General features: G+C 62.7%; 17 protein-coding genes. 8 read left to right on the top strand and 9 right to left on the bottom strand.

Going from position 1 to position 13,107, the window contains the following annotated elements; translation table 11 throughout:
• Window positions 1–69 precede the first annotated feature (69 nt).
• The 3 genes from A11A3_RS08080 to A11A3_RS08070 form a co-directional block, all read right to left on the bottom strand.
• Window positions 70–618, bottom strand: a complete 549-nt coding sequence (locus tag A11A3_RS08080) for a YggT family protein (protein ID WP_008928793.1) — start codon at window positions 616–618, stop codon at window positions 70–72.
• Window positions 619–762: 144 nt separating this feature from the next.
• The gene (proC, locus tag A11A3_RS08075) at window positions 763–1,572 is read right to left on the bottom strand and encodes a pyrroline-5-carboxylate reductase (RefSeq protein WP_008928792.1); all 810 of its coding nucleotides are present in this window, start codon (window positions 1,570–1,572) and stop codon (window positions 763–765) included.
• Between the two features lie 39 nt (window positions 1,573–1,611).
• Window positions 1,612–2,301: a YggS family pyridoxal phosphate-dependent enzyme gene (locus A11A3_RS08070; protein ID WP_008928791.1), complete on the bottom strand. Its 690-nt coding sequence runs from the start codon at window positions 2,299–2,301 to the stop codon at window positions 1,612–1,614.
• A 141-nt stretch (window positions 2,302–2,442) separates the two neighbouring features.
• Between A11A3_RS08070 and A11A3_RS08065 the strand changes: the two genes are divergently transcribed.
• Window positions 2,443–3,477: a type IV pilus twitching motility protein PilT gene (locus A11A3_RS08065; RefSeq protein ID WP_008928790.1), complete on the top strand. Its 1,035-nt coding sequence runs from the start codon at window positions 2,443–2,445 to the stop codon at window positions 3,475–3,477.
• Window positions 3,478–3,536: 59 nt separating this feature from the next.
• Window positions 3,537–4,658 (top strand): PilT/PilU family type 4a pilus ATPase, encoded by a 1,122-nt coding sequence (locus tag A11A3_RS08060; RefSeq protein WP_008928789.1) that lies wholly within the window; start codon window positions 3,537–3,539, stop codon window positions 4,656–4,658.
• Between the two features lie 115 nt (window positions 4,659–4,773).
• Here the strand turns inward: A11A3_RS08060 and A11A3_RS08055 are convergent, their stop codons facing one another.
• Entirely contained in the window at window positions 4,774–4,980 is a 207-nt protein-coding gene (locus A11A3_RS08055) for a SlyX family protein (protein WP_008928788.1), read from the bottom strand.
• A gap of 376 nt (window positions 4,981–5,356) precedes the next feature.
• Here A11A3_RS08055 and A11A3_RS08050 point away from each other — a divergent pair, with 376 nt between their 5' ends.
• The 6 genes from A11A3_RS08050 (at window position 5,357) to A11A3_RS08025 (ending at window position 9,557) form a co-directional block, all read left to right on the top strand.
• Window positions 5,357–5,908 (top strand): TMEM165/GDT1 family protein, encoded by a 552-nt coding sequence (locus A11A3_RS08050; RefSeq protein ID WP_008928787.1) that lies wholly within the window; start codon window positions 5,357–5,359, stop codon window positions 5,906–5,908.
• Window positions 5,909–5,996: 88 nt separating this feature from the next.
• Entirely contained in the window at window positions 5,997–6,545 is a 549-nt protein-coding gene (locus tag A11A3_RS08045; protein ID WP_008928786.1) for a YaeQ family protein, read from the top strand.
• Window positions 6,546–6,616: 71 nt separating this feature from the next.
• Window positions 6,617–7,168: an HdeD family acid-resistance protein gene (locus A11A3_RS08040; RefSeq protein ID WP_008928785.1), complete on the top strand. Its 552-nt coding sequence runs from the start codon at window positions 6,617–6,619 to the stop codon at window positions 7,166–7,168.
• 16 nt (window positions 7,169–7,184) lie between these two features.
• The gene (locus A11A3_RS08035) at window positions 7,185–7,943 is read left to right on the top strand and encodes a hypothetical protein (protein WP_008928784.1); all 759 of its coding nucleotides are present in this window, start codon (window positions 7,185–7,187) and stop codon (window positions 7,941–7,943) included.
• Window positions 7,944–7,998: 55 nt separating this feature from the next.
• On the top strand, window positions 7,999–8,448 hold the full coding sequence (gene trxC, locus A11A3_RS08030; protein ID WP_008928783.1) for a thioredoxin TrxC: 450 nt from the start codon (window positions 7,999–8,001) through the stop codon (window positions 8,446–8,448).
• Window positions 8,449–8,636: 188 nt separating this feature from the next.
• A complete protein-coding gene (locus tag A11A3_RS08025) occupies window positions 8,637–9,557 on the top strand; it encodes a glutathione S-transferase family protein (RefSeq protein ID WP_008928782.1) in 921 nt (306 codons plus the stop codon).
• Between the two features lie 95 nt (window positions 9,558–9,652).
• Here the strand turns inward: A11A3_RS08025 and arsH are convergent, their stop codons facing one another.
• The 5 genes from arsH to phoU form a co-directional block, all read right to left on the bottom strand.
• On the bottom strand, window positions 9,653–10,363 hold the full coding sequence (gene arsH / locus A11A3_RS08020) for an arsenical resistance protein ArsH (protein ID WP_008928781.1): 711 nt from the start codon (window positions 10,361–10,363) through the stop codon (window positions 9,653–9,655).
• A 69-nt stretch (window positions 10,364–10,432) separates the two neighbouring features.
• Complete coding sequence (arsB, locus tag A11A3_RS08015) at window positions 10,433–11,464, bottom strand: ACR3 family arsenite efflux transporter (protein WP_008928780.1); 1,032 nt, start codon at window positions 11,462–11,464, stop codon at window positions 10,433–10,435.
• 5 nt (window positions 11,465–11,469) lie between these two features.
• On the bottom strand, window positions 11,470–11,958 hold the full coding sequence (locus A11A3_RS08010) for an arsenate reductase ArsC (RefSeq protein WP_040296926.1): 489 nt from the start codon (window positions 11,956–11,958) through the stop codon (window positions 11,470–11,472).
• 5 nt (window positions 11,959–11,963) lie between these two features.
• A complete protein-coding gene (locus A11A3_RS08005) occupies window positions 11,964–12,281 on the bottom strand; it encodes an ArsR/SmtB family transcription factor (protein WP_040296916.1) in 318 nt (105 codons plus the stop codon).
• 104 nt (window positions 12,282–12,385) lie between these two features.
• Entirely contained in the window at window positions 12,386–13,099 is a 714-nt protein-coding gene (phoU, locus tag A11A3_RS08000) for a phosphate signaling complex protein PhoU (RefSeq protein ID WP_008928777.1), read from the bottom strand.
• Window positions 13,100–13,107: the final 8 nt, after the last annotated feature.

The raw sequence follows: 13,107 nt of genomic DNA, 5'->3' as shown, positions 1-13,107 counted from the left end.
CTGCATAGCGCGTTCGCCGCCAATAAAAAAGGCGCCAGAGGCGCCTTTTGTTCCGATCCATGATCCCGGTCAGTGTAGCTTGAACAATATCTGCAATAACTGGATGCCCAGCAACACCAGCAGCGGGCTGAGGTCAAACCCGCCCATGGGGGGCAGCAGCTTGCGCACCGGCGCCATGATCGGCTCGGTGATCTGCACGATCACCCGCACCACCGGGTTGTACGGGTCCGGCGCCACCCAGCTGAGAATCACCCGGATCAGCACCGCCCAGAACACATAGTTGAGAATCAGGGCCGCCAGTTCTCGCAGGGTATAGAGAATCAGCCGCGGGTCCGCCAGCGACGGCACCGCGCCACTGAGCAGCAGGCTCAGCACCACCACCTTGACGATGATCAGCACCACCACCAGCACCAGCGAGGCGATATCCAGGCCGCCATAGCCGGGGATGATGCGCCGCAGCGGCTTGAGCAGCGGGTTGGTGGCCTTCAGCACGAACTGGGAGATGGGGTTATAAAAATCCGCCCGGGCCAGCTGCAGCACGAAACGGGTCAGAACGATAAAGATGTAGGCACTGAACACGAAGTCCAGCAGATAAACCAGGGCACCCTGCGGGTTCATGGATCACTCCGTTGGTTACAACTGGGGTCAGAGTTTGGGGCAAGGGGCGGAAATTTCAAAGGGGCACCGCAGGCGGGAGCCCTGCTGGCAGCGCGATCGCCATATTGAAATCGCGCCGCCAGCGGCGCACCGGCAAAACCCGGCTTAACCGGCCAGCTCTTCGGAACGCTCGCGGGCGGCGGCCACGGCGGCCTGTACCTGTTCGCGGAAGCCCGCCTCTTCGAACACCTGCAGGGCGGCAGCGGTGGTGCCGCCCGGGCTGGTGACCTGCTGGCGCAGCACATCCGGGCCCACTTCACTGGTGATGGCCAGCTGGGCGGCGCCCCAGGCAGTCTGCAGCACCATCTGGCGAGCGGCGTTATACTCCAGCCCCTGGGCCTTGGCCGCCTCGATCAGCGACTCCATCAGCAGGAAGAAATAGGCCGGGCCGGAACCGGACACCGCGGTCACCGCATCCAGCTCCTTTTCCGCCTGAAACCAGAAGGTCAGGCCCACGGAACCGAGGATCTCCTTGGCCATGGCCTTCTGTTCGTCGCTGACACCGTCCGCCGCGTACAGGCCGGTGGCGCCGGCCTGTACCAGCGACGGCGTGTTGGGCATGCAGCGCACGGTGGGGGTTTCGCCCAGCCAGGCATGCAGGTTGGCCACGGTCACGCCGGCGGCGATGGAGATCACCAGCGGCTGGCGGTCGGCGATGATATCGCGCAGGCCTTCACACACGTCCTTCATCATCTGCGGTTTCACCGCCAGCACCAGCACGTCCACGCGGCCGGCCACCTCGCGGTTGTCGCTGCTCACGTGCACACGATGGAGCTGGGCCACCTCGTCCAGGCGATCCCGGGAGGGGTCGCTCATCCAGATGCGGGCCGGGCGAATTCCTTTCGCCACCATGCCGCCGGCCAGGCTGGTCGCCATGTTGCCGGCACCGATGAAACCGATGAGTTGTTGAGCCATAACTGCGCAATCCTTTTTATTGGTGACGCGACGACACCGTTACTGGCGGGCCGGGCGCGGGCCGAACAGGGCGGTGCCCAGCCGGATCACGGTGGCGCCCTCTTCGATGGCCACCGGATAATCCGCGCTCATGCCCATGGACAGGGTGTCGAGGGCCGGCATTGTATTGCGCAAATGTGACAGTGTCATGGCGAGCCGTCGGAAAGCGGCCCGGTTGTGGTCGTCGCTGTCGGCCCGGGGAATGGCCATCAGCCCCCGCAGACGCAGGTTGGGCAGGGCCGCCACGGCCTCGGCCAGGGCCGCCACCTCGGCCAGCGACACACCGCTCTTGCTGGCTTCGTCATCCACATTGACCTGGATACAGACATTGAGTGGCGCACGCTGCGCCGGGCGCTGCTCGCTGAGCCGGCGGGCCACCTTGAGGCGATCCACCGAGTGCACCCAGTCAAAGTGGGCAGCGATGTCGCGGGTCTTGTTGGACTGGATTGGGCCGATGAAATGCCAGACCAGATCCCGGCCCGTCAGGGCCGCTATCTTGTCCAGCCCTTCCTGCAGGTAGTTCTCGCCGAAATGGCGCTGGCCCTGGTCCGCCAGGGCCGCCAGCTCCGCTGCGGTGCAGGTCTTGCTTACCGCCAGCAGGCACACGCTGTCGGCGTCCCGGCCCGCCTGGTCACAAATTGAGCGAATTTGCGCACGAATACCTTCCAGAGGCGGTTTGGGATGGGTCATGATTGAATGGCTCAAAAGGTCGGGTTACTTTAGGACATGCGACGAATTTCTGAGGCGGCCCGGAATCGAGCCCCCTCGCCATAATAACAAAGGGCCCGGCAAACCGCCCTTTCAACACCAAGAATCAATAGCGGAACATCCATGGATATTACCGAGCTGCTTGCCTTCAGCGCCAAAAACGGCGCGTCCGATCTTCACTTGTCCGCCGGCCTGCCCCCCATGATCCGGGTAGACGGCGACGTGCGCCGCATCAACCTGCCGGCCATGGAGCACAAGGAAGTCCACGCGCTGATCTACGACATCATGAACGACAAGCAGCGCAAGGACTTCGAGGAGTTCTTCGAGACCGACTTTTCCTTCGAGGTGCCGGGGGTGGCCCGTTTCCGGGTCAACGCCTTCAACCACAACCGCGGCGCCGGGGCGGTATTCCGGACCATTCCCTCCAAGGTACTGACCATGGAAGATCTGGGCATGGGCAAGGTGTTCCAGAAGGTCTCGGAATTCCCGCGCGGTATCGTGCTAGTCACCGGGCCCACCGGCTCCGGGAAATCCACCACCCTGGCGGCCATGCTCGACTACATCAACAACACCCGCTACGAGCACATCCTCACCATCGAGGATCCGATCGAATTCGTGCACGAATCCAAGAAGTGCCTGGTCAACCAGCGCGAAGTGCACCGTGACACCCTGGGCTTCGCCGAGGCCCTGCGCTCGGCCCTGCGGGAGGACCCGGACATCATTCTGGTAGGTGAGATGCGGGACCTGGAAACCATCCGCCTGGCGCTGACCGCCGCGGAAACCGGGCACCTGGTGTTCGGCACCCTGCACACCACTTCCGCCGCCAAGACCATTGACCGGGTGGTGGACGTGTTCCCCGCCGAGGAAAAATCCATGGTCCGCTCCATGCTGTCCGAGTCCTTGCAGGCGGTGATCTCGCAGACGCTGATGAAGAAGAACGGCGGCGGCCGGGTGGCGGCCCACGAGATCATGATCGGCACCCCGGCGATTCGGAACCTGATCCGCGAGGACAAGGTGGCGCAGATGTACTCCGCCATCCAGACCGGCGGCGCGCTGGGCATGCAGACCCTGGATCAGTGCCTGCAGGGCCTGGTGCAGAAAGGGGTGGTGGCCCGTGACGTGGCCCGTGAAAAAGCCAAGAGCCCGGACTCAATCTGACCCGGTAACTCAGATAACAACCGTCCGGGCTAACAACCCCGGGCAGGCAGGCAAACGACATGGAATTTGAAGAACTTCTCAAACTGATGGTCCAGAAGGGTGGCTCGGACCTGTTCATCACCGCCGGCGTGCCGCCCAGCATGAAGGTGCACGGCAAGATACTGCCGGTGACCAAGAGCGCGCTGACCCCGGACATGACCCGGGATATCGTGTTTGGCGTGATGACCGAGAACCAGCGCCGCGAATTCGTCGAGAAGCACGAGTGCAACTTCGCCATTTCCGCCCGGGGCGTGGGCCGCTTCCGGGTCTCTGCCTTCTACCAGCGCAACCTGGTAGGCATGGTGCTGCGTCGCATCGAAACCAAGATTCCCAACGTGGATGACCTGCGCCTGCCGCCGGTGATCAAGGAACTGGCCATGACCAAGCGTGGCCTGGTGATCTTCGTGGGTGCCACCGGTACCGGTAAATCCACCTCACTGGCCTCCATGATTGGCCACCGCAACAAGAACTCCAAGGGCCACATCATCACCATCGAGGACCCGATCGAATTCATCCACCAGCACCAGGGCTGCATCGTCACCCAGCGCGAGGTGGGCATCGACACGGAAAGCTTCGACGTGGCCCTGAAGAACACCCTGCGTCAGGCGCCGGACGTGATCCTGATCGGCGAGATCCGGACCCGCGAGACCATGGACAAGGCCATCGCCTTCGCCGAAACCGGCCACCTGTGCCTGGCCACCCTGCATGCCAACAACGCCAACCAGGCGCTGGACCGCATCATCCATTTCTTCCCGGCGGACATGCACGACCAGCTGTGGATGGACCTGTCCCTGAACATGAAGGGCATTGTCGCCCAGCAGCTGATCCCCACCCCGGACGGCAAGGGCCGCCGAGCCGCCATCGAAGTGCTGCTGGGCACGCCGCTGGTGCAGGACCATATCCGCAAGGGCGAGGTGCACGCGCTCAAGGAGCTGATGCGCAAGTCCCGCGAACAGGGCATGCAGACCTTTGACCAGGCGCTCTATGACCTCTACTCCGCCGGCGAAATCACCTACGAGGACGCCATGCTGCACGCCGACTCGCCCAACGACCTGCGCCTGATGATCAAGCTCGGCAACGAGACGGACGCCTCCAGCCTGGATGTGGCCACCCGCGGGTTGAGCATCGAGGATACGGAGTAACGGCAATGAATAATTAACAGTGAATAGCTGCGCGCGAAAGGTCAGTGCCAGCAGAGAGGATGAGGCCGCGCCCATAACATTGGGCGCGGCCTCTTTGTTTGTCTCATCTTGCCGACTAGTAATGCGGCGGCGGGGCGTCTTCGACCTGGGCGGCAGCGAAGGCTTCGCCCAGATCCACCAGCCGGTCCACCATCTTGCGGCAGGCCTTTTCCAGCTCGTCGATCTGGCGCTGCTGGTCGCTGACCACCTTGTTCAGGGCATGGACCAGGTCTTCCTGGTAGGCCAGCTTGGTTTCGATATCCAGAAATCGTTCTTCACTCATGGTGGCTCTCTCTATGGCGGGCAGGAGAATATCCCCCAACCGACTGTAGGAGCTTGCCTGCAAGCGAGGGTGTCTTTTCGGAGGACCATCGCTTGCAGGCAAGCTCCCACGGGGTGACGTGACCCGCCCATTGTACTTGCCACTGCGCCCCTTTGCCGCTAAGGTTTGCCCCGTCTTGGGGGAGTAGTCGCTCGACGCAGCGGATCCATTCCGTTACGCCTCCTGGTGGCCGTCAACATAGTTGCGCCTCATGCGCATGGCGTCCACGCCCGTCCCGACGGATTGACGAGACCTGAGACATCGCTGGTATTCCGCTAGGGGCGGGATTGGCCGGTGATGTCTCTGTGTTCGCAATCCCGCCCCTCAGGAACCTGTCATGGACGCCTTACTCAGCTCACTGATGCTGGTCGCCCTGGGCGAAATCGGCGACAAGACCCAGCTACTCTCGCTGGCGTTGATTCTCAAATACCGCAAACCCTGGCCGATTCTCGCCGGCGTGGTGATTGCCACCCTGGTCAACCACGGCGCCTCGGTGTGGTTCGGCGAATGGCTGGCCGACACCGTGCCAATGGACTGGATGCGCTGGATTCTCGGTGGCAGCTTTATCGCCCTGGGCCTGTGGATGCTGATCCCGGACAAGGACGAAGACGTCGGGAGCAACAACCGCTTCGGGCCTTTCCTGACCACCCTGGTGCTGTTCTTCATCGCCGAAATCGGCGACAAGACCCAGCTGGCCACGGTCGCCCTGGCAGTACAGTTCCAGGGGCAGTTCTGGTCGGTGCTGGGCGGTTCCACCCTGGGCATGATCGCCGCCAACCTGCCGGTGATCTGGCTGGCGCACCAGTTCGGCAACGACAAACTGGAAACCTGGGCCCACCGCATCAGCGCCGTGCTGTTCATCGGCTTCGGCCTCTGGGCTTTGTTTTAACCGGTCAGCGGTCTGACGTCGTGGCCACAAAGGGGCATAATGCCCACCCTGCAACGTCAGACCCCAAGCCCCCAGACCAGGAATCACCATGGCCCTGACCGCCACCATCTTCAAAGCCGAGCTGACCCTCTCCGACATGGACCGGGACTACTACGCCACCCACAACCTGACGGTGGCGCTGCACCCCTCGGAAACCGAGTCGCGCATGATGCTGCGATTGCTGGCCTTTGCCCTCAACGCCCATGAAGACCTGACATTCTGCAAGGGCATCTCCAACCCGGAAGAGCCGGACCTGTGGCAGCGCAACCCGGACGACACCCTGGCCCACTGGATCGAACTGGGCATGCCCGATGAAAAGCGCCTGCGCAAGGCCTGTGGCCAGGCCGAGCAGGTCACCGTGTATTGCTACGGCCCGCGCGCACCGCAGGTCTGGTGGCAGGCCATGGCCAGCAAGGCACGCCGCTTCGACAACCTGACCATTATCCATGTGAGCCCGGAAAGCGAGGCGGCGCTGGAGCCCATGGTGGAGCGCACCATGCAACTGCAATGCATGATCCAGGACGGCCAGGTGTGGTTCGGCAGCACCGACCGCTCCGAAGAAATGCAGCTGGACACCTGGTACCCCGCCGGCGCCTGATCCGTCACAAAAAGCGCCCCGGTCACTGTGCTACAGTCAGCCATGTCATTGCTGCGAAAGGGAGCCTCGCCATGCCTGACACACCTCCTGCCATGCTGGAAGAACTGGCCCGCCACTGGCGCGGCCTGCTGATCACCGGTCTTGTGTTCGTGTTACTGGGCACCTTCGGCATTGGTGCCGTGGGGCTGTTCACCCTGATCGGGGTGTTCTGGGTTGGTGGCCTGCTGCTGCTCGGCGGGGTGATCCAGATCCTGCAGGCATTTCGCACCGCCACGCTGTCGCGCAGCCTGCCGTTTCTGATCCTGGGTCTGCTTTATGCGTTGCTGGGCGGCTACGTGATGGCCAACCCGGTGGTCTCCGCCGGCGCCCTGACCCTGATCATTGCCGTGGCCATTGCCATCACCTCGGTGTTCCGCCTGTTCATTGCCTGGCATGCCCGTGGCGGCGCCAATGTCTTTTTACTGATTGTCAGCGCCGTGATCGGCCTGGCCCTGTCCGGGATGATCTTCGCCCAGTGGCCGCAATCCGGTGAATGGGTGGTGGGGCTGTTCCTGGCCATCGAACTGCTGATGAACGGCTGGATGCTGGTGATGGTGGCGCTGGCCGCGCGCCGTTATCACTAGCCCTAGGAGCCGTATCATGTATCGCCTCCTGAGCCTGATACCGTTGCTGATCCTGACCAGCCCGGCCACTGCCGGCTGGTACCGGGTCACCAATTACACCGGGCATCTTGGTGACGCCGCAGTGCACCTGTCCCTGCAAGTGTACTCGTTCGGTTCGGGCCTGAACGTGGAAGGCAGTTATTACTACGACCGTTATCGCTCGCCCATCGTGCTTTACGGCAAACTGGATGGCGACCAGCTAGCTCTGTGCGAAATCCATGACACCAGGACCTTTTCCCGGATCATTGAGCAGGGCAGCAAAAGCGGCTTCGACACCACAGCCTGCCCCCTGCAACTGACGCTCACCGGGCAAGGCGCCAACGGAAAATGGCATGACCGTCATCATACGCTAGCCGTTAACCTGTCACGGGCCGGGCAACTAAATGATGATCACCCTGCCCACGGTAGCGCCGAGCTAAAGATTCCCTTCTGGGGACAGACCGCCTACCACACCTTCGTCGGTCTCTATCGAACCGAACAGGGCAACGTCAGCATTGATCGCGTTGACGTGATCAGCAAGGCCAGCGGCAAGGTCGTGCAGCGGTTCAACCCCAATGCCCATGAATGCGGTTTCGGTTTCACCATGACGCCGATCTACATGAACCTGCAAACAGCCAGCCCCCGGGGTCCGGAGCAGATTGTCCTGACCTGCTACAGCCAGCGGGGTGACCGTTCCGCCATTTACACCTTCAACCCGGATAGCGGTCGCTTTGTTTTCACTCCCCCGGGCGCTTGAATTCCCCCGGCGCAACCCGATATTGGTAGCAGGCCTCCTACCTCGGACAACGCCCATGAAAGCTACCTCCACCCAACTGGTCTGCCCGGCCTGCGGCGCCCTCAATCGGGTGCCCACGGCACGGCTCTCTGATGGCCCGGTCTGCGGCAAATGCCGCACTGCCCTGCTGCCCGGCCAGCCACTGGACGCCAGTGACCGGGACTTTCGCCGTTACCTGGACAAGACGGATCTGCCGGTGGTGGTGGATTTCTGGGCCCCCTGGTGCGGGCCCTGCCAGCATTTTGCGCCGGTGTTTCGCCAGGTGGCCGCGGAGATGGCCGACCGGGCGGTGTTCGTGAAACTGGACACCGACGCCAACCCGCAAAGTGGCGGAGCCTTCCAGATCCGCTCCATCCCCACCCTGATGCTCTTTCACCGGGGCCGGGAAGTGGCGCGCCTGTCCGGTGCCCTGTCCAAGGCACAGTTCCAGCAATGGCTTAACCAGCAACTGGCCGGTCTGTCCTAGACACCACCGGGACGGCTTATGATGAATGCATTTTTTCGTCCAGTCGTGTCAGACGATGTGCCGTCTCGGTAGTGTGAACAGGCCCTGACTCTTGGCTGTGGCGCCACCGCCGTGGCGCCAACCGCCTTGCCATTGCCCGCCGGCTTGGGGAAGATCGCGGCACCTGACGATTGCCCGATAGTCTCCCCATGTCCGATCTGATTGTGCACCACTACACCCTGTCGCCCTTTTCCGAAAAGGTCCGCGCCATGCTCGGCTATGCCGGCCTGAGCTGGCAGTCGGTGCAGGTGAAGGAAATGCCGCCGCGCCCGCTGCTGGCGCCGCTGGCCGGCGGCTACCGCAAGATTCCGGTGGCACAGATCGGCGCCGACGTGTTCTGCGATACCCGCACCATCAGCCGGGAAATCGCCCGCCTGGGCAACAAGCCGGAACTGGTACTGGAGAACTGTTCGCCCGAGGTGCAGGAATTTGTCCGCCAGGTGGATCTGGATATTTTTCTCGCCTGTATCATTTCCGCCGGCAACCTGACCCTGCTGCGGCGGGTGCTGAAGGAATCCACACTGGCTGATCTGGGCAAGCTGTTATGGGACCGGCTGCGCATGGGCAGCAAGGCCCGGGTGAAAGCGCATGGCCCGCGGCAGATGAAGCGCATGGTGCGTGCCCACCTGGATCACCTGGAAGCCATGCTGGCCGAACAACCGTTTCTGTTTGGCGAACAGCCCAACGCCGGGGACTTCTCCGCCTATCACAGCCTGTGGTTCCAGCGTGACCTGGCCAACCAGCCCGCCATCAAAAACTACCCGAACGTGAATACCTGGATGGACCGCCTGCAGGCATTCGGCCAGGGTGAGCGCCGCGAGATCAACGCCGACCAGGCACTGGAGATTGCCCGCACGGCAAGCCCGCGGGCCCTTGCCAACAGCAACCAGGACGACACCCTGATCGGCCACACCGTTAGCCTGGCCCCGGACGACTATGGCCGCGACCCGGTCACCGGCACGCTGGTCACCAGTAACGACCAGGGCTGGGTGGTGGCCCGCCACGAACCGGCGGTGGGCGAGGTGCACGTACACTTTCCCCGTCAGGGCTTTGTGATCCGCGCGGCCTGATTACCCGCAAAACCGTTTCACCACAGCGTGCACAGGGTCAACCAGGTAACGTTTTACTCTGAGACCTCTGTGCCCTCTGTGGTTAGCCCCGGCCTTTACAGACTGCGCTGGTTGACCCGTTTCATCAGTGCCTCGGCGCTTTCCTTGCGCTCGGAGTAACGGTCAGTGAGGAAGTCGCTGCGATCACGCACCAGGTAGGTGAACTTCACCAGCTCTTCCATCACATCGACAATACGGTCGTAAAAAGCGGACGGTTTCATGCGGTCGTTGTCATCGAATTCCAGAAACGCCTTGGGTACCGACGACTGGTTGGGGATGGTGACCATACGCATCCAGCGGCCCAGCACGCGCAGCTGATTGACCGCGTTGAACGACTGGGAGCCGCCGCACACCTGCATCACCGCCAGAGTCTTGCCCTGGGTGGGGCGCACCGCGCCCAGTGACAACGGAATCCAGTCGATCTGGGCTTTCATGATGCCGGTCATGGCACCATGGCGTTCCGGCGAGCACCACACCATGCCCTCGCTCCAGGTCACCAGATCTCGCAGTTCCTTTACCTTGGGATGGTCCGCGTCTTCGCTGTCGGGCAACGGCAAACCATCGGCATGGAAGATTCTGGTTTGCGCGCCCATGGCCTCCAGCAACCGCGCCGCCTCCATCACCACCAGCCGACTGAAAGAGCGCTGGCGCAGTGAGCCGTACAACAAAAGAATGCGCGGCTTGTGCCGAGAGGCTGGCTCGGCGAAAACGGCATCCGCCGTCGGCACCTGAAAGCAGGCCTTGTCGAGATTGGGGATATCGCTCATGGGGTTTCGGTCTCCACCACAGCAGCGGCGCAGATGGGCTTACGCCCATTTCCGCCCTACGATTTTTGATCAAGCCTGCTCGGGCTGTGCAAACCAGCCCGGCGTGCGATTGACAATCGCCACCAGTGACAGCATCACCGGGACTTCCACCAGCACCCCCACCACCGTGGCCAGGGCGGCGCCGGAGTGCAGGCCGAACAGGCTGATAGCCACCGCCACCGCCAGCTCGAAGAAATTGCTGGTGCCGATCAGGGCCGCCGGGCCGGCCACGTTGTGCACCAGCCGCAGGCGTCGGGCCAGCCAGTAGGTGATGGCAAAGATGCCATAGGTCTGGATCAGCAACGGAATGGCGATCAGCACAATGGCCATCGGCCGGGCGAGGATGGTCTGCGCCTGGAAGCCGAACAGCACCACCACGGTGGCCAGCAGGCCCATGACGCTGACCGGCTTGAGGCTATGCACAAAAGACGCGACCCGCGCCTCGCCGCCCCCGCGCACCAGCGCCTGGCGCGTCACAAAACCGGCGATCAGCGGCAGCACCACATACAGCACCACCGACAACAGCAGCGTATCCCAGGGCACGGTGATATGGCTGACGCCCAGCAGCAGGGCGGCGATGGGCGCGAAGGCAAACACCATGATCAGATCATTGGCGGCCACCTGCACCAGGGTGTAGTTGGCGTCGCCACGGGTCAGGTGACTCCAGACAAACACCATGGCGGTACAGGGCGCCACACCCAGCAAAATCATGCCGGCGATGTACTCGCTGGCGGTTTGCGGGTCCACCAGCGGCGCGAACAGCCCCTGAAAGAACAGCCAGCCCAGCGCAGCCATGGTGAATGGCTTGATCAGCCAATTGATGACCAGCGTCAGGGCCAGCCCGCGGGGCTTGCGGCCCACATCGCGAATGGCGGTGAAATCGATCTGGATCATCATCGGGTAGACCATCAGCCAGATGAACACCGCCACCGCCAGGTTCACATGGGCATAATCCAGTGCCGCCACGGCCTGAAACAGGCCCGGCACCGCCAGCCCCAGCAGCACCCCGGCGACAATCGCCAACGCCACCCAGACACTCAGATAACGTTCAAAAAAACCCATTCTGATTACTCCAGCTCGCGGTGCAGTTTCTGCGCAGCAGCCACCAGGCCCAGTGGCGTGCGCTCCTCCAGATCCAGTGCCAGTAACGCGCTGAGGCGAGCGTGCAACGCCTGGTAGGTGGCCTCGAAAGCCCCCACGATCTCTTCCTGCGTGCCGGTCACATGGGCCGGGTCCGGCAGGCCCCAGTGAACCTTTAGGGTGTCACCCAGCCAGATCGGACAGGCTTCACCGGCGGCGGCGTCACACACGGTGATCACCAGATCCACCTTTTCACCTTCCAGGTCATCCATGGATTTGGAGCTGGGCTCACCCGCCGGCACATGATGGCGCGCCAGCACCGCCAGGGCATTGGGGTTGACCTGACCGGTGGGTTGGCTGCCTGCACTCAGGCCGCGCAGACGACCCTCGCCCAGATGGTTGGCCAGCGCCTCGCCAAGAATGGATCGACAGGAATTACCGGTGCACAGAAAAAGCAGATTCAGGGGCGTGTTCATGGTCATTACTCGCAGCAAAGGCTATTGGGTAGCGTGATATCCAGCGATTCCCGGGCCGGCACCACCAGGGTGGCCAGCGTGCGGTGCGCCCAGTCCGGCAGGGCCGGGTTGATGCGGTAGTGCATCCAGGTGCCCTGCCGGCGGGCCACCACCAGCTGACACTGGCGCAACTGGCCCAGATGCCGGGACACCGTGGACTGGGGCAAAGCCAGCGCCGCCACCAGATCACAGACGCACACCTCCTGCTGGCCATGGAGCAGGCAGATCAGGCCCAGGCGAATGTCGTCGCCCAGGCATTTACACAGTTGCGTGGCTGTCAGCATGGTTTTATCCATATATCCGGAATAACGAATATATTAGTCGAAAAAAGCGCCCGACCGAAAGCGGTCAGGCGTGAATCCTTTATGACAGGCTGCGTGAGGAAGGCCTAACCCTTGAGCTTCTCTTCCATCTCGTCGACGCTGATGTGGCGCACGTCCTTGCCTTCCACCAGGTAGATGACCTGCTCGGCAATGTTGCGCGAGTGGTCGCCGATACGCTCCAGGGCGCGCAGCGACCAGATGATGTTGAGCACGCGGGAAATGGCGCGCGGATCTTCCATCATGAAGGTCACCAGCGAGCGCATGGCGCTGCGGTATTCCAGGTCCACCTCGTTGTCTTCGGCGGCCACTTCCAGCGCCTTCTTGGCGTCGAAGCGGGCGAAGGCATCCAGGGTGTCACGCAGCATGTTACGCACGTGGTTGCCGATGTGGCGCACTTCCACGTAACCGCGCGGCGACTCGCCTTCCTCGGCCAGTTGCAGGCCCATGCGGGCGATCTTGGCGGACTCGTCACCGATGCGCTCCAGGTCCGACACGGCCTTGGACACGGCAATGATAAGCCGCAGGTCAGAGGCCGCCGGCTGGCGCAGCGCCAGCACCTTGGTGCACTGCTCGTCGATCAGCATTTCCAGCTTGTCGACCTTGTCTTCGGTTTCCAGCACCTTTTCCGCCAGGGCGGAATCGGCCTGCAGCAGCGCTTCCAGCGCATCCACCACCTGCTTCTCGACCAGGCCACCCATTTCCATCAGGTGATTGCGAATGGATTCCAGCGCCTCGTTGAACTGGGCGGAACTGTGCTGACCAAAATAGGTACGATCCATGGGTTGCT

The organism is Alcanivorax hongdengensis A-11-3, assembly GCF_000300995.1.
Lineage (GTDB): Bacteria > Pseudomonadota > Gammaproteobacteria > Pseudomonadales > Alcanivoracaceae > Alcanivorax > Alcanivorax hongdengensis.
The sequence above is the reverse complement of the archived record's forward strand: the minus strand, read 5'-3'. Positions and strand labels throughout refer to the sequence as shown.

Bases quoted from the DNA above. Each gene is read 5' to 3' on its own strand.
- A11A3_RS08010 (WP_040296926.1), bottom strand. From the start codon at position 11,958: ATGAACACGCCCCTGAATCTGCTTTTTCTGTGCACCGGTAATTCCTGT.
- A11A3_RS08080 (WP_008928793.1), bottom strand. From the start codon at position 618: ATGAACCCGCAGGGTGCCCTGGTTTATCTGCTGGACTTCGTGTTCAGT.
- A11A3_RS08035 (WP_008928784.1), top strand. From the start codon at position 7,185: ATGTATCGCCTCCTGAGCCTGATACCGTTGCTGATCCTGACCAGCCCG.
- A11A3_RS08005 (WP_040296916.1), bottom strand. From the start codon at position 12,281: ATGCTGACAGCCACGCAACTGTGTAAATGCCTGGGCGACGACATTCGC.
- A11A3_RS08055 (WP_008928788.1), bottom strand. From the start codon at position 4,980: ATGAGTGAAGAACGATTTCTGGATATCGAAACCAAGCTGGCCTACCAG.
- A11A3_RS08045 (WP_008928786.1), top strand. From the start codon at position 5,997: ATGGCCCTGACCGCCACCATCTTCAAAGCCGAGCTGACCCTCTCCGAC.
- A11A3_RS08040 (WP_008928785.1), top strand. From the start codon at position 6,617: ATGCCTGACACACCTCCTGCCATGCTGGAAGAACTGGCCCGCCACTGG.
- proC (WP_008928792.1), bottom strand. From the start codon at position 1,572: ATGGCTCAACAACTCATCGGTTTCATCGGTGCCGGCAACATGGCGACC.
- arsH (WP_008928781.1), bottom strand. From the start codon at position 10,363: ATGAGCGATATCCCCAATCTCGACAAGGCCTGCTTTCAGGTGCCGACG.
- A11A3_RS08060 (WP_008928789.1), top strand. From the start codon at position 3,537: ATGGAATTTGAAGAACTTCTCAAACTGATGGTCCAGAAGGGTGGCTCG.
- arsB (WP_008928780.1), bottom strand. From the start codon at position 11,464: ATGGGTTTTTTTGAACGTTATCTGAGTGTCTGGGTGGCGTTGGCGATT.
- A11A3_RS08065 (WP_008928790.1), top strand. From the start codon at position 2,443: ATGGATATTACCGAGCTGCTTGCCTTCAGCGCCAAAAACGGCGCGTCC.
- A11A3_RS08025 (WP_008928782.1), top strand. From the start codon at position 8,637: ATGTCCGATCTGATTGTGCACCACTACACCCTGTCGCCCTTTTCCGAA.
- A11A3_RS08070 (WP_008928791.1), bottom strand. From the start codon at position 2,301: ATGACCCATCCCAAACCGCCTCTGGAAGGTATTCGTGCGCAAATTCGC.
- phoU (WP_008928777.1), bottom strand. From the start codon at position 13,099: ATGGATCGTACCTATTTTGGTCAGCACAGTTCCGCCCAGTTCAACGAG.
- trxC (WP_008928783.1), top strand. From the start codon at position 7,999: ATGAAAGCTACCTCCACCCAACTGGTCTGCCCGGCCTGCGGCGCCCTC.
- A11A3_RS08050 (WP_008928787.1), top strand. From the start codon at position 5,357: ATGGACGCCTTACTCAGCTCACTGATGCTGGTCGCCCTGGGCGAAATC.